Source organism: Streptomyces sp. NPDC094448 (assembly GCF_044763775.1).
Classification (GTDB): Bacteria; Actinomycetota; Actinomycetes; order Streptomycetales; family Streptomycetaceae; genus Streptomyces.
Window position 1 is genome coordinate 167,490 of sequence record NZ_JBIWGU010000015.1, and the last position, 21,692, is coordinate 189,181.

21 protein-coding genes are annotated in these 21,692 nt (G+C 74.5%); 7 read left to right on the plus strand and 14 right to left on the minus strand.

What is annotated here, in order from left to right; all coding sequences use genetic code 11:
* Position 1 precedes the first annotated feature (1 nt).
* The 8 genes from ACIQ9E_RS26680 to ACIQ9E_RS26715 all read right to left on the minus strand — a co-directional run bounded on the left by ACIQ9E_RS26680 (position 2) and on the right by ACIQ9E_RS26715 (position 7,057).
* Positions 2–880 (minus strand): alpha/beta fold hydrolase, encoded by an 879-nt coding sequence (locus tag ACIQ9E_RS26680; protein ID WP_403711191.1) that lies wholly within the window; start codon positions 878–880, stop codon positions 2–4.
* Positions 881–1,063: 183 nt separating this feature from the next.
* Positions 1,064–2,269, minus strand: a complete 1,206-nt coding sequence (locus tag ACIQ9E_RS26685; protein WP_403711193.1) for a thiolase family protein — start codon at positions 2,267–2,269, stop codon at positions 1,064–1,066.
* Positions 2,266–2,955 (minus strand): CoA transferase subunit B, encoded by a 690-nt coding sequence (locus ACIQ9E_RS26690; RefSeq protein WP_403711195.1) that lies wholly within the window; start codon positions 2,953–2,955, stop codon positions 2,266–2,268. Before ACIQ9E_RS26690 ends, ACIQ9E_RS26685 begins: the two co-directional genes overlap by 4 nt.
* Positions 2,955–3,710: a CoA transferase subunit A gene (locus ACIQ9E_RS26695; RefSeq protein ID WP_366263509.1), complete on the minus strand. Its 756-nt coding sequence runs from the start codon at positions 3,708–3,710 to the stop codon at positions 2,955–2,957. Before ACIQ9E_RS26695 ends, ACIQ9E_RS26690 begins: the two co-directional genes overlap by 1 nt.
* Positions 3,710–3,994, minus strand: coding sequence for a muconolactone Delta-isomerase (locus ACIQ9E_RS26700; RefSeq protein WP_403711197.1), 285 nt, complete (start codon positions 3,992–3,994; stop codon positions 3,710–3,712). The genes ACIQ9E_RS26695 and ACIQ9E_RS26700 overlap by 1 nt, the downstream gene beginning before the upstream one ends.
* 5 nt (positions 3,995–3,999) lie before the next feature.
* Positions 4,000–4,896 carry a catechol 1,2-dioxygenase gene (gene catA / locus ACIQ9E_RS26705; protein WP_403711199.1) on the minus strand — a complete coding sequence of 299 codons (897 nt, stop codon included), beginning with the start codon at positions 4,894–4,896 and terminating at the stop codon, positions 4,000–4,002.
* 56 nt (positions 4,897–4,952) lie between these two features.
* Entirely contained in the window at positions 4,953–6,056 is a 1,104-nt protein-coding gene (locus ACIQ9E_RS26710) for a mandelate racemase/muconate lactonizing enzyme family protein (protein WP_403711201.1), read from the minus strand.
* Positions 6,053–7,057: a LysR substrate-binding domain-containing protein gene (locus tag ACIQ9E_RS26715; protein WP_403711203.1), complete on the minus strand. Its 1,005-nt coding sequence runs from the start codon at positions 7,055–7,057 to the stop codon at positions 6,053–6,055. Before ACIQ9E_RS26715 ends, ACIQ9E_RS26710 begins: the two co-directional genes overlap by 4 nt.
* A gap of 337 nt (positions 7,058–7,394) precedes the next feature.
* Between ACIQ9E_RS26715 and benA the strand changes: the two genes are divergently transcribed.
* The 7 genes from benA to ACIQ9E_RS26750 all read left to right on the plus strand — a co-directional run bounded on the left by benA (position 7,395) and on the right by ACIQ9E_RS26750 (position 15,321).
* Positions 7,395–8,747 (plus strand): benzoate 1,2-dioxygenase large subunit, encoded by a 1,353-nt coding sequence (gene benA / locus ACIQ9E_RS26720; RefSeq protein ID WP_403711205.1) that lies wholly within the window; start codon positions 7,395–7,397, stop codon positions 8,745–8,747.
* Positions 8,748–8,806: 59 nt separating this feature from the next.
* The gene (gene benB / locus ACIQ9E_RS26725) at positions 8,807–9,310 is read left to right on the plus strand and encodes a benzoate 1,2-dioxygenase small subunit (RefSeq protein ID WP_403711267.1); all 504 of its coding nucleotides are present in this window, start codon (positions 8,807–8,809) and stop codon (positions 9,308–9,310) included.
* A 110-nt stretch (positions 9,311–9,420) separates the two neighbouring features.
* Positions 9,421–10,452, plus strand: a complete 1,032-nt coding sequence (benC, locus tag ACIQ9E_RS26730; RefSeq protein WP_403711207.1) for a benzoate 1,2-dioxygenase electron transfer component BenC — start codon at positions 9,421–9,423, stop codon at positions 10,450–10,452.
* Positions 10,449–11,225, plus strand: coding sequence for a 1,6-dihydroxycyclohexa-2,4-diene-1-carboxylate dehydrogenase (locus ACIQ9E_RS26735; protein ID WP_403711209.1), 777 nt, complete (start codon positions 10,449–10,451; stop codon positions 11,223–11,225). The genes benC and ACIQ9E_RS26735 overlap by 4 nt, the downstream gene beginning before the upstream one ends.
* A 360-nt stretch (positions 11,226–11,585) precedes the next feature.
* Positions 11,586–14,408 (plus strand): AAA family ATPase, encoded by a 2,823-nt coding sequence (locus ACIQ9E_RS26740; RefSeq protein ID WP_403711211.1) that lies wholly within the window; start codon positions 11,586–11,588, stop codon positions 14,406–14,408.
* 128 nt (positions 14,409–14,536) lie between these two features.
* On the plus strand, positions 14,537–14,761 hold the full coding sequence (locus ACIQ9E_RS26745; RefSeq protein WP_403711213.1) for a hypothetical protein: 225 nt from the start codon (positions 14,537–14,539) through the stop codon (positions 14,759–14,761).
* Positions 14,762–14,763: 2 nt separating this feature from the next.
* A complete protein-coding gene (locus ACIQ9E_RS26750) occupies positions 14,764–15,321 on the plus strand; it encodes a hypothetical protein (protein WP_403711215.1) in 558 nt (185 codons plus the stop codon).
* Positions 15,322–15,441: 120 nt separating this feature from the next.
* Here ACIQ9E_RS26750 and ACIQ9E_RS26755 read toward each other — a convergent pair whose 3' ends face one another.
* From ACIQ9E_RS26755 to ACIQ9E_RS26780, 6 genes are all read right to left on the minus strand, one after another.
* A complete protein-coding gene (locus ACIQ9E_RS26755; RefSeq protein WP_403711217.1) occupies positions 15,442–15,972 on the minus strand; it encodes an HAD domain-containing protein in 531 nt (176 codons plus the stop codon).
* Between the two features lie 39 nt (positions 15,973–16,011).
* Positions 16,012–16,740: a 4'-phosphopantetheinyl transferase family protein gene (locus ACIQ9E_RS26760; RefSeq protein ID WP_403711219.1), complete on the minus strand. Its 729-nt coding sequence runs from the start codon at positions 16,738–16,740 to the stop codon at positions 16,012–16,014.
* A 71-nt stretch (positions 16,741–16,811) separates the two neighbouring features.
* Positions 16,812–18,641 carry an MFS transporter gene (locus tag ACIQ9E_RS26765; RefSeq protein WP_403711221.1) on the minus strand — a complete coding sequence of 610 codons (1,830 nt, stop codon included), beginning with the start codon at positions 18,639–18,641 and terminating at the stop codon, positions 16,812–16,814.
* Positions 18,638–19,318: a hypothetical protein gene (locus tag ACIQ9E_RS26770; protein ID WP_403711223.1), complete on the minus strand. Its 681-nt coding sequence runs from the start codon at positions 19,316–19,318 to the stop codon at positions 18,638–18,640. The genes ACIQ9E_RS26765 and ACIQ9E_RS26770 overlap by 4 nt, the downstream gene beginning before the upstream one ends.
* Complete coding sequence (locus ACIQ9E_RS26775) at positions 19,315–20,688, minus strand: glutamate synthase-related protein (RefSeq protein ID WP_403711225.1); 1,374 nt, start codon at positions 20,686–20,688, stop codon at positions 19,315–19,317. Before ACIQ9E_RS26775 ends, ACIQ9E_RS26770 begins: the two co-directional genes overlap by 4 nt.
* The gene (locus tag ACIQ9E_RS26780; protein WP_403711227.1) at positions 20,685–21,683 is read right to left on the minus strand and encodes an asparagine synthetase A; all 999 of its coding nucleotides are present in this window, start codon (positions 21,681–21,683) and stop codon (positions 20,685–20,687) included. Before ACIQ9E_RS26780 ends, ACIQ9E_RS26775 begins: the two co-directional genes overlap by 4 nt.
* Positions 21,684–21,692: the final 9 nt, after the last annotated feature.

The window sequence follows — 21,692 nt, forward strand, 5'->3', positions numbered from 1 at the left end:
GTCAGCGCAGGGTAGAACGGCTCGCCCCACCGGCGGAACCCGGGTTCCGTTTCCGGTCCCGGGCCGGGGGCTGTGCCGGAGCGGGCCGCTCCGGTGGCGGCGCGGCACCGGAGTGCGCCTGGTGGAGATGGGGTGCCAGGGCGGCTGCCAGCTCCCGGGGGCGTTCGGCCGCGAGATGGCCGCAGTCGAGGAGCAGGAGCCGGCTGCCCGTGATGCCCGCGGCGAGTTCCCGGGCGTGTACGGGCGGGGTCGCGGTGTCCCGGGAGCCGCCGACGACGAGCGCGGGGGCGGCGATCCGGTACAGCTCGGACCGGAGGTCGTAGCCGGCGAGGGCGTCGCAGCAGGCCGCGTATCCGGCGGGATCGGCCGTGGCGAGATCGGCCAGCAGCTGCTGGGCGAAGGGGGTGCCGGCGGTGTCGGGGGAGGCGAACCAGCGGCCGGGGGCGGTCGTCAGCAGAGGGGCGATGCCTTCGGTACGGACCAGTGCGGCCCGTTCGCGCCACGGCTCCGGGGGCCCGAAGCGCGCGGACGAGCAGACCAGGGCCAGGGAGGCGATCCGCGCGGGCCGGCGGGCTGCGAGCCGGGCGCCGACGGCTCCGCCGAGGGAGATCCCCGCATAGTGGAACCGGTCCCAGCCGTGGTGGTCGGCGAGGCCGAGCACCAGGTCGGCGAGGTCGTCGACGGTGGTCCGGCCGGGGCCGGGGGAGGGCAGCAGCCCGGTCGGGGAGCCGCCGTGGCCCGGCAGGTCGTACCGGAGCACCCGGAACCGGCGGCTCAGGGCGGGCGTCAGGGCTGCCCAGACCGCGGTGGAGGTGCCGAGGGACGGGCCGAGGACCAGCGGCGGCGCACCGGCGGGACCGGTGAGGTGGTGGTGCAGCACGGGGCTCCTGCGGGGTGGTCGGTACGGGGGCACGGCCGGGCGGGACGGCCGGGACGGGGATGCGGCGGTACGGGGGAGGGCCCCGCGGCCGCCTCCGCCCCGGCCGCGGGGCTGTGGGGGGAGGTTCTCCCGGACGCACGGGGTCCACGGCCCCGGACTGCCCCCCTCCGGTCCGGGAGCGGTTCAGCGTTCCAGGACGACTGCCAGCCCCTGGCCGACCCCGACGCACAGGGCCGCGACCCCGACGCCGGAGCCCCTGCGGGCGAGCTGATGGGCGACGGTTCCGGCGAGCCGGGCCCCGGACGCGCCGAGCGGGTGGCCCAGCGCAACGGCGCCCCCCTGGGGGTTGAGCACCGCCGGATCGGCCTCCGGCCAGGCGGCCAGACAGCCGAGTACCTGCGCCGCGAACGCCTCGTTCAGCTCCAGTACGTCCACAGCGGCGAAGGTCCGGCCCGCCCGGCCGAGGGCCCGCTCGACGGCCTCGACCGGGCCGAGCCCGAAGATGTCGGGGTCGATCCCGGAGACTCCGGTGGCGGTGATCCGGGCGAGCGGTTCACGGCCGGTGCTCCGCAGACCGTCCGCGTCGGTGAGGAGCAGCGCCGCCGCCCCGTCGTTGAGCGGTGAGGCGTTCCCCGCGGTGACCGTGCCTTCGCCGCCGGTCCGGAACACCGGCCGGAGCGCGGCCAGGGCCTCGGCGGAAGCGTCCGGCCGTACGGACTCGTCCTCGGTCACGGTGCGCCCCTCGCCCCGGCGGCCCGGCACCGGCAGCGGGACGATCTCGGCGTCGAACCGTCCGGCCGCCCGGGCCCGCGCGGCCTTCCGATGGCTGTCGAGGGCGAACGCGTCCTGTTCGGCGCGGCCGATGCCGTACCGCTCGGCGATCAGCTCGGCGGACTCCCCGAGGGGGATCGTCCACCGCGGGTCGAGGCCCGGATTGACCATGCGCCAGCCGAGGGTGGTCGAGTACAGCTCGGTGTGGCCCGCCGGGAACGGCCGGTCGCTTTTGGGCAGCACCCACGGTGCCCGGGTCATGGACTCGACCCCGCCCGCCAGGACCACCGAGGCGTCCCCGCAGGCGATGGCGCGCGCCCCCTGGACGACGGCCTCCAGACCGGAGGCGCACAGCCGGTTGACGGTGACGCCGGGTACGGACGTCGGGAGCCCGGCGAGGAGGACGGCCATCCGGGCGACGTTGCGGTTCTCCTCGCCCGCGCCGTTGGCGTTGCCGAGGACGACGTCGTCGATCCGCGCCGGGTCGAGAGCGGGCGTCCGGGCGAGCAGCTCCCGCAGGACGTGCGCGGCCAGATCGTCGGGGCGGACGGCGGCGAGGGCGCCGTTGTACTTCCCGACCGGGGTGCGGACGGCGTCCACGACGTACACGTCCCTCATCGCACCCGCCCCCGGCCCGGGCCGCCCGCCGCGGGGGTACGGGCTGCACCGCCGTCCGCCACGGTCAGCGGGGCGCCCGTCCGGTCCGCGACCTCGGCCGCGGTCACCCCGGGCGCGGTCTCCACCAGCACCAGCCCGTCCTCGGTGATGTCCAGGACCCCGAGATCGGTGATGATCCGGTCGACGCACGCCCGTCCGGTCAGCGGCAGCGTGCACTCCTCACGGATCTTCGGGGAGCCGTCCTTGGCGGTGTGGGCCATCACCACGACGACCCGGCGGGCGCCGTGGACCAGGTCCATCGCGCCGCCGATGCCGGTGACCAGCTTGCCCGGGACGGCCCAGTTGGCGAGGTCGCCCCGGGCGGACACCTGCATCGCGCCCAGGACGGCGACGTCGACATGCCCGCCGCGGATCATCCCGAACGACAGGGACGAGTCGAAGAAGGACGCCCCCGGCAGTACGGTGACGGTCTCCTTCCCGGCGTTGATCAGATCGGGGTCGACCTCGTCGGGGGCGGGGTAGGGGCCGGTGCCCAGAATGCCGTTCTCGCTCTGGAGGACCACCTCCACCCCGTCCGGGAGGTGGTTGGGGATCAGCGTCGGCAGGCCGATGCCGAGGTTGACGTACTGGCCGTCGCGCAGTTCCCGCGCGGCCCGTGCTGCCGTCTCCGGCCGGGTCCAGGCCATCAGTCGCTCACCGTCCGCCGTTCGATCCTCTTGTCGGCCGCCTGACCGGGGGTCAGCGCGACGACCCGCTGGACGAAGACCCCGGGCAGCTGTACGGAGTCCGGGTCCAGGGCGCCGGGCTCCACCAGCTCCTCGACCTCGGCGACCGTGATCCGGCCGGCCATCGCCGCCAGGGGGTTGAAGTTCCGCGCCGACTTCGCGAAGACCAGATTGCCGTGACGGTCCCCGCGCGCCGCCCGCACCAGGGCGAAGTCGGTGCGGACGGCGTGCTCCAGGACGTATTCGGTGCCGTCGAAGGTGCGGGTCTCCTTCGGCGGTGAGGCCACTGCCACCCCGCCTGAGCCGTCGTAACGCCAGGGCAGTCCGCCCTCCGCGATCTGGGTGCCGACCCCGGCGGGCGTGTAGAAGGCGGGGATTCCGGTGCCGCCCGCCCGCAGCCGCTCCGCGAGGGTGCCCTGCGGAATCAGCTCGACCTCCAGTTCACCGGCGAGGTACTGCCGGGCGAACTCCTTGTTGGCGCCGATGTAGGAGCCGGTGACCCGGGCGATCCGCCCCGCCGCCAGCAGCACCGCCAGTCCGCTGTCCAGCGCCCCGCAGTTGTTGGAGACCACGTGCAGACCGCCGGTGCCCCGCTCGTACAGGGCCGAGATCAGTGTCTGCGGCACCCCGCTGAGGCCGAAGCCGCCGACCGCCAGTGACGCACCGTCCGGCACGTCGGCGACCGCTTCCGCGGCCGAACCCACGGTCTTGTCCATCAGCCCGCCGCCAGATCGGACGGATGCTGTGCCAGCGGGGTGATCTCGATGCTCAGATAGGGGAAGAGCGGCAGCTCCCACAGGATCCGGTGCAGGGCCTCGTTGTCCGCCGCGTCGAAGACGCTGATGTTGGCGTACTGCCCGGCGCAGCGCCAGATGTGCAACCAGGTGCCCGACCGCTGGAGTTCCCGGCAGTACTCCTTCTCCCGGGCCACCAGCTCCGCGCGGACCCCGGGGTCGAGACCGGGCGGGATCGCCACGTCCATCCGTACCGCGAACAGCACCGCCGTCACTCCCCGTCGAGCACGAAGTCGTAGGTGACCGTGCGGCCTTCGCCGCCGTCCGCCGGGACCGGGTCCAGCACCAGTTCCGGTTTGACGGCGGACGCGATGTCGTCGCCGACGTGCTCGCCGCCGCGGAAGTAGAGCTGGGTGGTGATCAGCCGGTGGCCGGGCGCGGACACCTTCAGATGGAGGTGCGCGGGGCGCCAGGCGTGCCAGCCCGCGGCCTCGATGAGCCGTCCGCAGGAGCCGTCGGTGGGGATGCGGTACGGCGCGGGCTCGACGGTGCCTATCCGGAAGCGGCCCTCGTCGTCGGCGGTGACGGTGCCCCGCAGGTTCCACTCCGGGAGCCCCGGCGCGAACTGCGAGTAGTAGCCGTCGGAGTCCGCCTGCCAGATCTCCACCGAGGCGCCGGGCAGCGGCGTCCCGGCGACGTCCGTCACCTGCCCCCGGAAGGTCAGGGGGGTGCCCTGTTCGCCGTCGCGCATCGGGAGGGTCGCCTCGGCGGGCAGCGAAGGGGAGCCGGGCACGTAGTACGGGCCTTCGATGGTGCCCTTGCTGCCCCGCCGGTCCTCGTGCGCCACCTCCTCGACGACGTGCTCCAGCCATACGTCGAGGAAGAGCGGCCATTCGCCGTCCTCGCCGACCCGGATCAGCCAGGCCTTCAGGGCGTCGTACTCGGCATAGGTGACCTGGTGGCGCCGGACGATGTCGTGTGCGGCGGTGAGGAGTTCGGAGACCAGGGTCTTCACGCGCGCGGTGTCGGCGGCCGTGCCGTCCGCCCGCTCGCGGCTGCGGAACCGTTCGGTGGCGGCGGCTCCGGCCGCGGCTGCGGTGGCCTGCCCGGTGCCGGTGCCGGCTGCGGTGGCGGTGGCGGTGTCGGATTCCGTGATGGTGTCGGTCATGGGATGGGTCCCGTCCTTCGGATCAGGGGAGGGTGGTTCGGGGGCCGGGGCGGCCGTCAGCGGTCCTGCCGGTAGCGGGCCAGCTTCCCGGGGTCGATGTCGATGCCGAGCCCGGCGCCCTCGCGGACGCGCAGCGTGCCGGACTCGATGGTGAGCGGCTCGGCGAGGAGGTCGTCGGTCATGTCGAGGAAGTTGGAGAGTTCGCCCGCGTAGCGGGACGAGGAGCGGTGTGCGGCACCGAAGGCCACCGAGCACAGGGTGCCGATCTGGCCGTCGATCTGATTGCCCATCACCACCTCGGTGCCCAGGCCCTCGCAGAGGTGCAGCACCCGCTGCGAGCCGGTGAACCCGGTCCGCGCCGTCTTGATGCTGATCGCCGTGGCGGAGCCGCCCAGCAGCTCACGGGTCACCTCCGCCGGGCGGGTGGCGCTCTCGTCGGCGATGAACGGCAGCGGACTGCCCGCGACCAGGCGGCGGCGGCCCAGCACATCGTCGGCGGGGCACAGCTCCTCCGCGAAGAGCAGCCCGAGATCGGCGGTCTCCGCGAGGACGCGCGCCGCGTCCGAAGCCGTCCAGCCGCGGTTGCCGTCGATGTACAGCTCGACACCGGGGCCGAGGGCCTCGCGCAGGGCCCGGCAGGCCGCCACGTCCTGGGCGTAGGGCACCCGGCCGACCTTCACCTTGAAGGTGGTGATGCCGTACGTGTCCCGGATCCGCTCGGCCTCCGCGACCATCTCCTCGGCAGGTGCGAAGCCGACCATATGGCTGACCCGCATCCGGTCCGTGTAGCCGCCGAGCAGCCCGGACACCGGCATCCCTGCGGCCTGGCCGATGATGTCCCACAGCGCCATGTCCAGCGCTGCCTTGGCGGTCGGATTGCCGACGGTCCGCTCCAGTACGGCGTGGACGGCTTCGCGGTCCAGCGCGGTGAGGCCCAGCAGTTGCGGGGCGAACACCTTGCCGATCACCGCGACGATGGACTCCTGGGTCTCGCCGTAGGTGTAGGGGCGGGGCGGGGCCTCGGCGGTTCCGGTCAGCCCGTCGTCGGTGTGGATCCGCACCAGGACGTGGTCGGCGCCGTGCACCACGCCGCTCGCGAACGCCAGCGGCTTCGTATAGGGAATGGCGAAGGGAACGGCCTCCACCGCCGTGATCTTCACAGGTCTCCTTCGGGGCGGGGCGGGGTCCTGCCGGGCGGGCGGGGACGGGCGGCTGAGCCCGCGGGCGGTACGGGCGGCGGTACGGCGCCGGGGCCGGAGGGCGGGCCGGCGGCCGGGGGGAGGACACCGTTCCGCTCCAGCACCGCCAGCACGTTCCGCAGCAGGGGCGAGGTGTCGTCCGCCCGCCAGGCCAGGGCCAGCGGTACGGACGGCGCGTCCTCGATCTCCTCGTACCGCACGCCCTCGCGCGGCGCGGAGCGCACCGATTCCGGCAGTACGGCCACCCCCAGGCCCGCCGCGACCAGCGCCAGCGCGGCCGAGGTCTCGGTGACCTCGTAGGCGCGGTGCGGGACGAAACCGGCGTCCCGGCAGGCCCGGACGACGGCGTCCCCGACAACGGATCCGAGACCGGCCCCGTAGACGACGAAATCCTCGTGGCGCAGCTGCCCGACGCGGATCCGGCCGGCCCCGGCGAGCCAGTGCTCCTCGGGGACGGCGACGAGCAGCGGCTCGTCCGCCAGCGCCCGGTGGGCGATGCCTTCCCGGCGGAGCGGCGGGCGCAGCACCCCGAGGTCGAGGCGGCGTTCCAGCAGCGCCGTCTCCTGGGTGGCCGTGAGCATATCGGTATGTACCTCCGTCACCACATACGGCATTGTACGTTTCAACAACCTTGCCAGCGAGGGCAGTTGCCGGTACGAGGCGGAGCCGGTCAGGCCCAGCCGCAGCACCCCCTCCACCCCGGAGGCGAACCGCCCGACCCGGGTGACCGCCTCGTCGACGGCCCCGAGGATGCGCTCCACATCGGTACGGAAGACCTCCCCGGCGCCGGTCAGTGCGACCTGCCGGGTGGTACGGGTGAACAGTTCGACGCCCAGCTCCGCCTCCAGCCTGCGGATCGCCTGCGACAGCGGTGGCTGCGCCATATGGAGCTGCTCCGCGGCCCTGCCGAAATGACAGGTCGCGGCGACGGCTGCAAAATAGCGAAGAGTTCTCAATTCCATCGAGGGCTGCCTTCTTCTCGTCCGGTCGCCCGGATTTCCCGGCGCCCGGATTCCGGCTCCCGGATTTCCGGTGCCGTCCGGGCGGTCGGCGTCCCGGTCGCCCGGGTCCTCCCGGCTTCGGGGGTCCTCGACAGGTCATCAGCGTAGGAAGCCCGTCCGGCGCCCGGCAAATATGTATCCGCAGGCTATTGAGATGCGGGCGATATCAATACCCCCCTGGGTCAACCCTGGGGGAATGCCCGGGGCCCGGATCTTCACCCCGCTGTCATCGTGCTGAAAAGCAACGGCAACGCGGCCGCCGCAGAGGCGGCCCTGCCCAGAGGCGAAAGGGGCGGCCATGACCGAGGACCGCAGCCGAGCGCGCACCCTCCTCGACGACGCCCTCCAGGAGGACCCGGACACCGGCGTGTACCGGGTGCGGCGGAGCATTTTCACCGACGAGGAACTCTTCGAGCTGGAGATGGCCCATATCTTCGAAGGGAACTGGGTCTATCTCGCGCACGAAAGCCAGATTCCCGGGATCGGCGACTACTTCACCACCTATATCGGCCGCCAGCCGGTGGTGATCTCCCGCGACAAACAGGGCGAACTGCACTGTCTGGTCAACGCGTGCAGTCACCGGGGCGCGATGCTCTGCCGGCGCAAGACCGACAACCGCACTACCTTCACCTGCCCCTTCCACGGCTGGACGTTCAGCAACAACGGCAGGCTCCTGAAGGTCAAGGACCCCCGGGACGCCGGCTATCCCGAGCAGTTCAACACCGACGGCTCGCACGACCTGACCCGGGTCGCCCGCTTCGAGAGCTACCGCGGTTTCCTCTTCGGCAGCCTCAACCCGGACGTCAAACCCCTCCGGGAGCACCTCGGGGACGCCGCCGTCGTCATCGACATGGTGGTCGACCAGTCACCCGAGGGACTGGAGGTGCTCCGCGGCTCGTCGACGTACCACTTCGACGGCAACTGGAAGCTCCAGGCCGAGAACGGCGCCGACGGCTACCACGTCTCCGCCACCCACTGGAACTACGCGGCCACCCAGGCCCGCCGTGCCTCCGGGGAGTCCAGGAACGAGACGAAGACCATGGACGCCGGCGGCTGGTCGAAGCAGAAAGGCGGCTTCTACTCCTTCGACCACGGCCATCTGCTGCTCTGGACCAAGTGGCTCGACCCCGCCAACCGGCCGCTGTACGAGCGGCGCGACGAACTCGCCGCGTCCTTCGGCCCGGAGAAGGCCGAGTGGATGATCGGCGTCTCCCGCAATCTCTGCCTCTACCCCAACGTCTACCTGATGGACCAGTTCAGCTCCCAGATCCGGCACTTCCGGCCGATCTCGGTGGACCGGACCGAGGTCACCATCTACTGCATCGCCCCCAAGGGCGAACCCGCCGAGGACCGGACCCGGCGCATCCGCCAGTACGAGGACTTCTTCAACGCGACGGGCATGGCCACGCCGGACGATCTCGAAGAGTTCCGCTCCTGCCAGAAGACCTATCTCGCCGGGTCGGCGCCGTGGAACGACCTCAGCCGCGGTGCGCTGCACCAGATCGAGGGACCGGACGAGGACGCCAGGAGGATCGGCATCAATCCGCTCGCCAGCGGGGTGCGGGTCGAGGACGAGGGGCTCTACCCCGTACAGCACAACTACTGGCGCTCGACCCTGAGCCGGGCACTGGACGAGGAGGCGGCGCAGTGACGACCACGGCGGACCCGAACGACACCACCGCCCCGGGTGCGGTACAGGGGAGCCCGGAGATCACCGTCGAGACGGTGCTGACCCTGGAGCGGATCCGGCAGTTCCTCTACCGCGAGGCCCGGTATCTCGACGACCGCGCCTTCGAGCAGTGGCTGGAGTGCTACCACCCCGAGGCCGAGTTCTGGATGCCCGCCTGGGCCGACGACGACACCCTGACCGTCGATCCGCAGCGGGAGATCTCCCTGGTCTACTACCCGAACCGGGCCGGTCTCGAAGACCGCGTCTTCCGTATCCGCACCGACCGCTCCAGCGCCACGAGCCTGCCCGAACCCCGCACCGGCCACAACATCACCGACGTCGAGATCACCGCCCGCGACGGCGACACGGCCGACGTCCGGTTCAACTGGTTCACCCTCTACTACCGCTACCAGACCACCGACACCTACTTCGGCACCACCTTCCTCACGCTCGACCTGTCCGGCGCCGAGCCGCTGATCCTGCGGAAGAAGGTCGTCCTGAAGAACGACTACGTGCACCACGTCGTCGACGTCTACCACGTCTGAACCGGCCACCGCCCCACGCCCACCACGCCCGAACCGGCCGACCGGCCCGCGTCCACCACGTCCGAACCGGCCGCCGCCCCGCCCGGAACCGTCGGAAATGAGCCCCCAACATGTCCTTCCAGGTCGCCCTGAACTTCGAGGACGGCATCACCCGCTTCGTGGAGTGCCGGCCCGGTGAAACGGTCGCCGAAGCCTCCTACCGGGCCCGGATCAACATCCCGCTGGACTGCCGCGACGGCGCCTGCGGCACCTGCAAGTCCCGCTGCGACGCCGGGACGTACGACGGCGGCGACTACATCGACGAGGCGCTGACCGACGACGAGGCCGCCCTCGGCTACTGCCTGCCCTGCCAGATGGTGCCGGAGAGCGACCTCGTCCTGCGGATCCCGTCGACGTCCGCCGCGGCGAAGACCGGCCCCGCCGCCCACACCGCGACCGTCGCGGCCGTCGAACACCTCTCGGCCACCACCACCGAGATCGTGCTGGACGTCGACGACCGGCAGGCCCTGGACTTCCTGCCCGGCCAGTACGTGAACATCGCCGTCCCCGGCACCGGCGAGACCCGCTCGTACTCCTTCAGCTCGGCCCCCTCCCGGCGGCAGGTTTCCTTCCTGGTGCGGATCGTGCCCGGCGGCGCGATGTCCGGTTATCTCACCGGACGCGCCCGCCCCGGCGACCGGCTGGAGTTCACCGGACCCCTCGGCGGCTTCTACCTCCGCAGGATCGACCGGCCCGCCCTGCTGCTGGCCGGCGGCACCGGACTCGCCCCCCTGCTGTCGATGCTCGGCCACCTCGCCGACCATCCGGCCGGCCGGCCGGTCCGGCTGCTCTACGGAGTCACCACCGACGAGGACCTCGTCCACCTCGACACTCTGGAGCGGTACGCCGCGGCCCTCCCCTTCTTCGCCTTCGACCACTGCGTCGCCGACCCCGCGAGCACGGCCCGCACCAAGGGCTATGTCACCGGCCTGATGGACACCGGCACTCTCCAGGGCGGAGACACCGACGTCTACCTCTGCGGACCGCCCGCCATGGTCGAGGCCGTACGCGGACATATCGCGGCCCTGGGCACGCCCCCGGCGGGCTTCCACTACGAGAAGTTCACGCCCGCCGCCGTCGCCGGGAAGGCGGCCGCGGCATGAGCGTCCACCCCGAACGCTTCGCGGGCCGGAAGGCCGTCGTCACCGGCGCCGCGCAGGGCATCGGGCTGGAGGTCGCCCGCCGGCTCGCCGCCGAATCCGCCGACGTCGTCCTCGTCGACAGGGCCGCGGCTGTCCGGGAGGCGGCCGCCGGATGCGGGGCCGCGGCCGTCCTCGCCGATCTGGAGACCTACGAGGGTGCCGAGACGGCGATCGCCGGGGCGCTGGAGAGGCTGGACGGCCGGATCGACGTCCTCGTCAACAACGTCGGCGGCACCATCCTGGCCAAACCCTACGAACACTACGCGCCCGACGAGATCGAAGCCGAGATCCGGCGCTCCCTCTTCACCACCCTCTGGACCACCAGGGCCGTACTGCCCCATCTGATCGCCCGGCGCTCCGGCACCGTCGTCAACGTCTCCTCCATCGCCACCCGCGGCATCCACCGCATCCCGTACTCGGCGGCGAAGGGCGGCGTCAACGCGCTCACCGCGTCCCTGGCGATGGAGGCCGCGCCGTACGGGATCAGGATCGTCGCGGCCGCGGCGGGCGGCACCGACGCACCGCCCCGCCGGATCGCCCGGGGCCCGGCGCCCCGCGACGACCGGGAACGCGCGTGGTACCGGGGGATCGTCGACCAGACGGTGGACTCGACCCTGCTGAAGCGGTACGGCACGGTGGCGGAGCAGGCGGCGGCCATCTGCTTCCTCGCCTCCGACGAGGCGTCCTACATCACCGGCACGGTCCTCCCGGTCGGCGGCGGCGACCAGGGCTGACGGGCCGCTGCCGCGGCGGCGACGGGGGCCCGGTGCCGTACGGGTCCGGCCCGCCCGTGCCCCGCGCGTCCGGACCGGCGGCTCGGGTCCGTTCCGGGACCGTGCGGTGCGGGGCGCGGCCCGTGCCCCGCACCGGCGGCCGGAGCGGCGGTGCGGACCCCGCCCGACGCCCGCGCGCCGTCCCCGGCCGGGCGGGGACGGCGCGCTCCTCCCGTACCGCCCCGCGGGTGGCCGTCCCGTACCCCGCCGCCCCGTCCGGAGCCGGTCGACGCGCAGAGCGGCGCCTGCCCGCTGCCCGCCTGCGGCCTCTCCCCGCTCCCGCCGGGAGACCCCCGGCGGGGCGGGTGTTAGCGTCCGCTCATGAACGACCGTCCCGAGGCGTACGGGAGCCCGATCGGGCGGGCCGCCGAACTGGCCGCACTGGCCGGCGCGCTCCGGGCCGCCCGCGCCGGGAACCCGACCACGGTCCTCGTCGAGGGACCGGCCGGGATCGGCAAGACCACCCTCGTCGAGCATGCCCTGCGCACCCGCCGCCCGACCGCGGACCAGGACCCGCCCGGCGCCGTACTGCACGTCCGCGGCGTCTCCTGGGAGACGGAACTGCCGTTCGGAATCGTCCACCGGCTCCTGCGCACCCCCGGCAGCGGCCCGGCACCCGCTCCGGAAGCACCCCGCGACGTCCTCGGCGCCGCCCGCCTCCTCCACCGGCAGTGGGCCGGCCGGCCGGAACGCGAACCCCTTGTCGTGGTCGTCGACGACGCCCACTGGGCCGACCCCGAGAGCCTGCGCGCCATCGGCTCGGCACTGCGCCGCACCACCACCGAACGGCTCCTCGTCGTCCTCGTCGCCCGCGACGACCCCCGTGAGCTGTACGGCGGTTACGAACCGTACGAGAACCCCGAACCGCCCGCAGGACCGCCCCCGGCCGTCCTCACCGCCCTCGAACTCCTCGACCACTGCCGCGAACGCACCGTCCGCCCCGGCCCGCTCAACCCGCGGGAACTGCGCGCCCTGGCCCGCGAGACGGCCGGTATCGCGCTCGACCTGCCCACCGCCCGCCGCCTCGGCCGGCACACCCGCGGCAACCCCCGCCACGCACTCCGCCTCCTGCGCGAACTGCCCCCCGAAAGCTGGCAGGACCCCCGCGGCGAACTCCCCGCACCCGCCCGCTACACCGCCGCCGTCCGCCGCCGCCTCGCCCACTGCGATCCGGCGACCCGGGCACTCGCAGAAGCCTGCGCCGTCCTCGGCGACGACGCCCCTCTCGCCGAGGCCGCCGCCCTCGCCGACGTCGGAGACCCGCTGCCCGCCGTCGACGAAGCCCGCGCCGCCGGACTGCTGACCGCCGCCGTCGACCCCGGGCGCGCCCTGCTCGCCTTCGCCCACCCTCTGATCCGCGCCGCCGTCCGCACCGGCATCGGACTCAGCCGCCGGGCCGAACTCCACGCCCGCGCCGCCCGCCTCACCGACGACCCGGGCCGCGGACTGCTCCACCGCACCGCCGCCGCCACCACGACCGACGCCGCCCTCGCCGCGGAACTCGACCGGCACGCCACCGGACGCGCGTCCGCGGGCGCCTGGTCCGAGGTCGCCGACACCCTCGTCCACGCCGCCCGGCTGAGCCCCGGCCGGGCCGAACGCGAGGACCGGCTGCTGCGCGCCGTCGACGCCATGATCGGCGCCGGGGACGTACCGCGCGCCACCGCCTTCGCCGCCGAACTGGAGAGCTTCCCCGCCGACACCCGGCGCGGCGCCGTCCTCGGCTACCTCGCCATCATGCGCGGACGCCCGGCCGAAGCGGACGCCTTCCTCACCCAGGCCTGGCGGCGCTGCGACCCCGAGCGGCACCGCGATCTGATGGCCAGGATCTGCCAGCGCCGCGTACTGCACGCCCTCGGCCGCTGGGACGGCCCCGCACTGGTGACCTGGGCCCGTCGCGCGATCGAACTCGCCGACCCCGACGATCCGTCCGCCGTCGAATCGCAGGCCGTTCTCGGTCTCGGCCTCGCCGCCGCCGGACGCCCCGACGAGGCACTCGCCGCCTATGACGCGGCCGCCGCGGCACTCCCGCCCGGTGGCGCCCAACCTCAGCGCTTCCACCTCGGCCGGGGCTGGGTGGACCTGGCCCTCGACGCACCCGAGGACGCCCGCCGCCGGCTGGAGGCGGCCGTACCCACCGGCTACCGCATGGGCTCCACCCGGATATCCCTGTGGGCCCAGGGCTGGCTGGCCCGCACTCAGTTCGCCCTCGGCGCCTGGCCCGAGGCGCTGGAGACCGCCCAGCGGGCCGCCGTCCGGCTCGCGGACTCCGGCATCGAACCGGTCCGCCCGCTGGTCCACTGGACCGCCGCCCAGATCCACGCCCTGCGCGGCGACCGGGAGGCCGCCGACCGCCATGCGGCCGAGGCCGCCGCCGACGGCCACCACTACGAAGTGATGCTGGTCCCCGCCTGCCTGGCCCGCGCCCACGCGGCGGAGGCCCGCGGCGACTACGAACGCGTCGTCGAGGCACTCACGCCCGTGGTCCGCCTCCCCGCCCGGGACTCCGTCGACGAACCCGGCTTCTGGCCCTGGGCCGACGTCTACGCCAACGCCCTCGTCCTCACCGGCCGCCTGGACGAAGCCGACGCCTTCCTCACCCCCCACGAACAGCGCGCCGCCCGGCGCGGCCGCCGCTCGGCCCTGGCCCGCCTCGGGCTCGCCCGCGGCCGGCTGACCGCGGCCCGGGGCGATATCGACGGCGCCCGCGCGGAGTTCGACCGCTCCCTCGCCCACCTCGACCGGCTCCCGCTGCCGTACGACCGCGCCCGGATCGGCTTCGCCTACGGCCAGACCCTGCGCCGGGCCGGGAAGCGCCGCGAGGCCGACACCGTACTGAAGAACGCCCGGGACGCCTACGCCGCCCTCGGTGCCCGCGCCTACGTGGAGCGTTGCGAGCGGGAACTCCAGGCGGGCGGCGTTCACGCCCCGCGGGTCACTCCGGGCATGGCCCGGCTCACCCCGCAGGAGCGGGCCGTCGCCGCGCTCGTCGCCGCCGGGGCCACCAACCAGCAGACGGCGCTGGAGCTGTTCATCTCGGTCAAGACCGTCCAGTACCACCTCACCAACGTCTACGCAAAGTTCGGCATCCGGTCCCGCAGCGAACTGGCGGCCCGGTTCAGGGAACCGTCCACGGAGACGTGAGCGCGGCGCCCCGGCCGTAACCAACTGCCGCCGGGACTGCCGCCGGAACGTACCGCGCGGCCCTACCTTCGTGCCGGGCGGACAGCTCCGGAACGGCCGTGGCTGCGCCCTTCGCACCGGGAGTGCCCATGAAGAAGAACCGGTTCGCAGCAGGCGGCGCGGCGGTGGTGTTCGCCGCGGGTATGGCGATCGGCGCCGCCGCCCCGGCGACCGCCGCCCCCGCCGAACGGATCGCCTCCGCCGAGCAGCTCCACTTCCACCTCGCGAAGGCCGTAGAGCTGGAGAGCGCCACGACCGGCGAGATCAGCTGCTGCCCGGCCGGCCAGTACGCCCCCGAAGCGACCGGGGCCTGACCATGGACACCGTGGGAGCGGCGCGGACCGCAGCCGAGCAGTCCGGCCCGGCGGCGGGCCCCGGGGAGTCCCCGGTCACCTGGTGTCCGAGCGGGCGTCCCGACCGGCCCGAATCGCAGGTGCTGGGCGTCCGCTCCGGACCGGACGGCAAGGTCGTCTATCTGGAGCGGCCGATGCCGGCCGCCGAGGTGCTCGGAGCCGTACCGGAAGGCGTCGAACCCACCCGGGTGCTGAGGTTCGCCTCGCACTGCGTGTCCGCATGCGTCCACCGGCGGGGCAACGACTGCACGCTCGTGGAGCGGGTCGGGGTGCTCCCGGCGGCCGGTGAGACCCGGTCGGTCCCACGGTGTCATCTCCGCGCCGGGTGCCAGTGGTGGCAGCAGACCGGGGTGTCCGCCTGCCACCGCTGCCCGGCCGTGGCCACGGCGGTCCTCCAGGAGGACGTCCTCACCACGCTGGTCGCGGATCCTGCGACCACGCTCGAACAGCTCGACGAGTGGATCGCGCAGTCCCCCGACGGCCCGTCCGCGGACGGGCCCGGGCCGGGCGGCGCGGGCTGAACACCGGGGCCTGAGCCGCCGGGCGGCGGGCTCGGGCCCGGCCGGCGGCCGGATGTCCGAGAACGGCCGGTGTGCCCGGGGAACCCTCCCCGGACACACCGGCCGTTTCCGTACGGTTGATCACTCCAGGTCCCCGAACGGCTGCCGCAGCCACGAGCCGAGAGCCTTGAAATCGCCGTCGGAGAGGCCCAGCCGGGCATCGACCCGGTGGAGCAGCGCCGGTCCCGGATGGCGGGCGGCGACCCAGGCCCGGTCCCGGCCGGTGATCTCGTCGTCGACCCAGGCGAACGGCCGCCCCGCCGCTCGTTCGACGAGCGTGCGGGTCTTCCAGTGCAGTCCATGGCGCTCGTCCCGCTCCTCGGCCCCGGAAGGCTCCGGCCAGACCACCAGGGGCAGTTGGGGGAGACCGAGCAGCGGAGCGATGCACTCGTTGGCATCCTCCATCCAGGTCGTCGCCCAGACCAGCTCGCACGGAAGCGCGGCCAGGGCCGCGCCGTGCCGGGGATCGACCCGGCTCAGAAGCGGGTTCGCGGAGCCCCCGCCCGGATCGGGACGCGTCGCGTACAGCGGATACCGCGCCCCCTCCCCGAAGGGGATCAGGGGCCCGTCGACATCGAGGAAGAGGAGCGGGAGCCGTCGGGAACCGGTCACAGCGGCACAGGATAGCGGGCGGCACCGGTCGCTCCGGGGTCAGCGGTCGTCCGGCGGATCCGCCAGGGCCAGGGCGGCGTGGTGGCCCTCCGGGGCGAGGACGTCGCCCAGGGTCCACCCCGGCGGCGAGGCGGGCACCGGACCGGCGCCCACATAGTCCGTGGACGGGTCGGCGGCCAGCCCCACACCCGTCCCCTTGAGATAGGCCTCCTTACGGGTCCACACCCGGGTGAACGCGGCGGGGCGTTCTCCGGCGGGCAGCGCGGCCAGCTCCGCGGCCTCCCGCGGATGCAGTACGTCGACGCTCTCGGCGACCGCCGCGGCGTCGGGCACCGGCTCCACGTCCACCCCCACGGGCGTCACCGCGAAGGCGAGCAGGCTCAGCCCGTCGCAGTGCGACAGGGAGAAGTGCAGGGTCCCGCCGGGTACGACGGGCCTGCCGTGCGGTTCGTCGCAGTGCGCGCAGGGGGCACGCTCCACGACCACGTCACGGGCGGGCATGCCCAGATAAGCGCCCAGCAGCCGGCGCAGCGCCACATGGGCGCAGACGTAGCCGTCCCGGTCGGCCGCGCGCACGAACTCCGCGGCGCGGGCCAGCTCCAGGGCATCGAGGGTGCCGGGCGCCTGCCCGGCGGCGTACGTCCGGTACTCGGTGGTGTCCACGAGCCACAGCCCCGGCCCCGCCGCGGCGGGTGCGGCCGGGGTACCGGGTCCGGCGGCGGAGAGCCGGCGGGGGACCAGCAGCTGTCCGGTGGTCGGCGCTGCCATGGGGTGCCTCCTGTTCGCAGGGGGGCCGCCCGCCCGGCGGGACGCGGAGCGGGAGGAACGGTCGGGCAACGTCAGGTACGGAGGGGAACCGGCTCGCCGGACGCCTGCGGCGGGCTCGCCCCGGCGGCGGGGGCGTCCGCCGGATCGCCCGTGCTGCGCGGTTCCCCGGGACGGGCGGCGGGTGCGGGCGCCGACCGCGATCCGGCCGGTCCGCTCGCCGGGGGGACGGCTCCCGGCTCCCGGCCACCGGACCCGGTCCCGGTCCGGGGGGCGCCCCCGCGGCCGGCCGCCGCTGCGGCCGCGCTTGCCGGGGCCGTCGCCGGACACACGGGTTCCAGAGCCCCGGCACGCCTCCCTCCCGGGTCGCCCGCCCCGGGTTCCGCCGGGCGGTGTGCGGGCAGGGCGGAGGCGGAAGTGGCGGGCGGTGGGGGCGCGCTGCGGCTGACGGGTCCGGGCGGCTCCGCCGGGGGCGCGGACTGCGGGGCCGGCCCACCGTTCCTGTCCGCAGGGGTGGCGGGTGCGGCCGGAGAGTGCGTGCGCCGGGTGAGGGCGCCTGCGAGGGGCGGCGGAGCCGTGCGGTGCCCGCTGCGCGGCACAGGCGCCGCCGAAGGCGAGGGCTCCGGGGCCCCGGCACGCTGCCCGTCCGCGTCGGCGGTGTCCGGCTCCGCCGGGGGGCGTGCCCGCAGGGCGAGGACCGCGGCGACCGGCGACACGGCCGCGACCGCCCCGCACAGCAGCCACGTCCGCTCCACCCCGAGCACCAGCGACAAGGAGCTGAACAGGGCGATCGACAGCGGCGCCGTACCGATCCCGGCGAGCGCGAGGGTCGACATCGCGGCCCCCATCCGGCCCTCCGGCGCCGCCTGCTGATACAGCGTCACGATCGTCGGACCGTTGAGGCCCGACAGCAGGCCGACGCCCGCGGCCACCGCCGTCAGCGACGCGGGCGAACCCATCAGCGCCATCACGGTGATCCCGGCCGCGAGGCCCGCACCGGTCACCACCAGCCGGACGAACACCGGGATACGGTGCGCGAACGCCGCGCCCAGCGCGCTGGACGCGAGTGCGCCGACGCTGAACGCCGCCAGCACCATGGCCACCGCCCCGACCCCCCAGCCCCGTTCATGGACGAGCAGGGGCAGCGCCACTTCGGCCGGCCAGCTGAACGCCATGTCCAGGCAGAGGGAGGCGATGAACATCCAGCGCAGCCGCGGATACCGGGCCAGCAGCGCGAATCCGTCGCCGGAGCGCCGCAGCAGGGACCTGCCGCCGGGCTGCCGGGCGGGCCGGGTGAAGCCGCGGGTGACGAACAGCAGGCAGCCCAGCCAGATCAGCCCCGTCACGGCGGCCGCCAGCATCGCCACCCACAGCTCGCCGACGGTGATCAGCCAGGCTCCGGCGGGGGCGCCGAGCACCGGCGCGACCCGCAGCACCGTCGCGTAGGCCGAATTCGCGCGGGCGAGCTGGTCGCCGCGGGCGAACCGGGGCAGCAGCATCCCGGACGCCGGTCCGGCCGCTCCCAGCAGGACGCCTTCCAGCAGGGCGATCACCATCAGTGGCCACAACTGGTGGGTGGTGGCGGTGACCACCGCGCCGCACGCGAGCAGCGCCGCGCGGGCCGCGGTCGTACGCAGCAGTACGAACCGGGGCCCCAGCACATCGGCCAGTGCCCCGCCGAAGACGAGCATCAGGGCCCGCGGCACGGTCGCGGACAGCATCAGCAGCGTGACCGCGCCGGTGCCGCCGATTTTCACGGCGGTCCAGTTCATCGCGATCAGCAGGGCGAAGCTGCCGAGCTGTACCGCGGCCTGGCCGCCGACGAGCGCGCCGACCCGGCCCCAGGGCACGGCGGCCGCCTCCGCCCGTGGATCCGTTTCGGCCTCTGTCGGGGTCGCTGTCATGGGTCGGTCCTCCGGTGGGGTGCTGGTGGGGGAAAGGCGGCGGTGACGGCTCGTACGGCGGCCCGCTCGGCGGCCCCGGCGAGCGCGGCGGCCCCGGCGGGCGCACCGAGCACCCGCAGTTCCAAAACGCCGCCGACATGGGCCCGTCCGGTACGGGCGAGCCGCCGCGCGGCGGCCCGTCCCGCGGACCGGGCCGCGGCGGCCGGGGTCTTCGGCACCACGGTCAGGACGGGCAGCGTCGCGTCGGGCAGGAACCGTGCCCGCACGGTACGGCGCTGCCCGGCCGGACCGGGCCGCGCAACCCGGGCGCCGGGTGCGGGCCCGCGGCGCGGACGGCTCCGGGGCAGGGGCCGGGTGGTGGTGTGCGGGCTGCGGGTGCCGCCCGCGGCCGGGGCGGGCGGCTCGGGCCGGGTGGTGGCGTGCTGGGTGTGGATGTGGGTGTGGTTTGTCGGTGGGGTGGTGTTGTACGGGCTGCTGCGGGTGCCGCCCGCGGCCGGGACGGGAGCCCCCGGCCCGAGGCGGCCGGCCGCGTCCCGTACCGCGCTGTTCTCGCCCCGTACCGCGCTGTTCTCCGCGGAACCCCGCCCCACCCCGGCCCGTTCGCCGTCCCCCGCGGGGGTGCCCTGCGGCGGAGCTGTGCCGGACCCGGTGCGCCGGTTCCGCGCCGGCGGGATCACGGCCGCCCACCCCCCGCCCCTGCGGGCACAAGACGGTCCGCCGCCGGTGGCCACAGGTCGGCCCGCGTCAGGTCCGCGGGCCGGTACTGGCCCAGGGCGTGGAGAAGCAGCCTCAGCTCCAGGGCGAGGGCCTCCACCAGCCGTACCAGCCCCTGCTCCGGGTCCTCGTCCACGGCCACCAGCGCGGCCCGGCCCAGTCCGACGGCGGTGGCGCCGAGGGCCAGGGCCCGGACGGCCCGGCCGCCCTCCCATATCCGGCCGGAGGCCAGCAGGCTCGCCCCCTCGGGCCGGTGGACGAGGCCGAGACAGTCGGCCAGCGGCAGCCCCACACCGTCCAGGAAGACCCGGGGCGCCCAGCCCGTACCGCCTTCGGCGCCGTCCACGGTGACCGCGTCCGCCCCGGCGGCCCAGGCGGTCGCCGCCGCCGTGCCGATATCGCGGCCCGGGTGGAACTTCACCCAGACCCTGGCGAGCGGGAAGTTGTTCCGCATGAAGCGGAGCTGCTGGCGGAGGATCTCCTCGGTGAAGGTGCCCGGGGTGGCGCAGCGCAGCCTCGACCCGTCGGGACCCAGCTCCGTTCCGAGCGTGAACAGCCCCGCCGCCGCGAGCCGTTCGGCCTCCGCGGCGCCGACCACGGTCATCCCGCCCAGGCCGGGCTTGGCGCCCTGACCGGTTTTCAGCTCGAAGCCGAGCCGGCCCGAGTCCCTCAGCTCCCGTACCGCCGGGTCGCTGTAGAGGAGGTTCCACACCTCCGAGTCGGCGTCCTCGGTGGACTGCTGCACCACCACGCCTCCGGGTCCGTCGCCCAAAGCCTCGGCATAGGCTTCGACCCGGGCGAGGAGCACCGAGCGGTACCCGTGGACGGGCACGGTGTTCTCCCCGACGACCATGGGGATACCGAGCCGCCCGGCCTGGCGGGCCGCCGCCACCGCGAGGTCACCGCTGCCCGCACGGGTCGACCCGAACGCGGACAGGTACACCGGCAGCGCCGAGGCGAAACCGCCGATCACGGAGCGCAGTCCGACATCGTCGTGGCCGGGTTCCCGGCCGAGTTCGACGAGTTTCTCCAGCCGCCGGGGCATGAACACCGGCGGCGCGGGGCGCAGGGCGTCCAGCGCATCGGACGGCCCGCCGGCCCCCGCCCCGCCTCCCGTCCCGCCGCCGGACCCGCCGCCGGACCGGGCCTCGGGTCCCCCCGTACTCCCGGGTCCGCCCCCGTCGGGCGAACCCGTTCCGCCCCGGGACCCGGCGCCGAACAGGGCCGCCCCGTACTCCCCGGACGGCGGGAAGACCTCCGCGGCGCCGTACCGGGCCCGGGCCCGTACCGCCGCCTCCGGAAAACCGGGCGCCGTCACCGTGTCCCCGCTCATGGCGTGATCACCCCCGGCAGCTTCGGATAGGCGCTGACCTGCCAGAGGGCGTCCAGCCCCGTCAGAAAGCGGACCAGCCGCTGGAGCCCCATGCCGAAGCCCGCGCTCGGCGGGAGGCCGCGGCGGGCCGCATCGAGATACCAGGCGTACTTCGCCGGGTTCTCGCCGCTCTCCCGCATCCGGGTGACGATCGTCGCGTAGTCGGCCTCGCGCTCGCTGCCGCTGACCAGTTCGCCGTAGCCGCCGTGTGCGATGAGGTCGAAGTTCCGCAACACACCCGGGCGTTCGGGGTCCTCCCGGTCGTAGAAGCCGCGGGAGCCCTTCGGATAGTCGTCGACGAAGAACGGCTGTCCGGCGTCCAGCGACAGGATCCGCTCCGCCTCCCAGTCGATCTCGGCGTCCGGGCTCTGCGCATGGCCGAGCGCCGCCAGCCGGGACACCGCCTCCTCGTGGGTGCAGCTGTCGAACTTCCCGGCCCGCAGCTCGGCGAAGTCGGCCTCGTCGCGGCCGAGTTCCCGCAGGACGCCGGGAACGGCCGTCCAGACGTGCTCCACCACCCGGGTCAGCAGCCCGGCGGCGACCGCCTGCGCGTCCTCGCGGCTCGCACCCGCGATCTCCACGTCGATCTGGTGGAACTCGACCAGATGGCGGCCCGTTCCGGCGGTCTCCGGCGGCTCCACCCGCACATTCGGGGCGATGTAGAACAGCCGCGGGAAGCCGTGCAGCGACGCCTGCTTGTAGAGGATCGCGCTCGTCATCAGTTTGTACGTCTGCCCGTAGTAGTCGACGTCGAGGGCCTTGGCGCCCCGGCCGCCGGGGTCGGTGACCGGGCCGATCAGCGGGGGCAGCAGTTCGGTGAAGCCTTCGCCGCGCAGGAACTCCCGCGCCGCGTAGAGCGCCTCCTGCTGGACGAGCATCGCGGACCGCAGCCGCGGCGACGCCAGATGGTCACCGAGCGGCGGAAGGACGGGAGCGGATACGCGGGCGGGTTCCATGACGGTCGA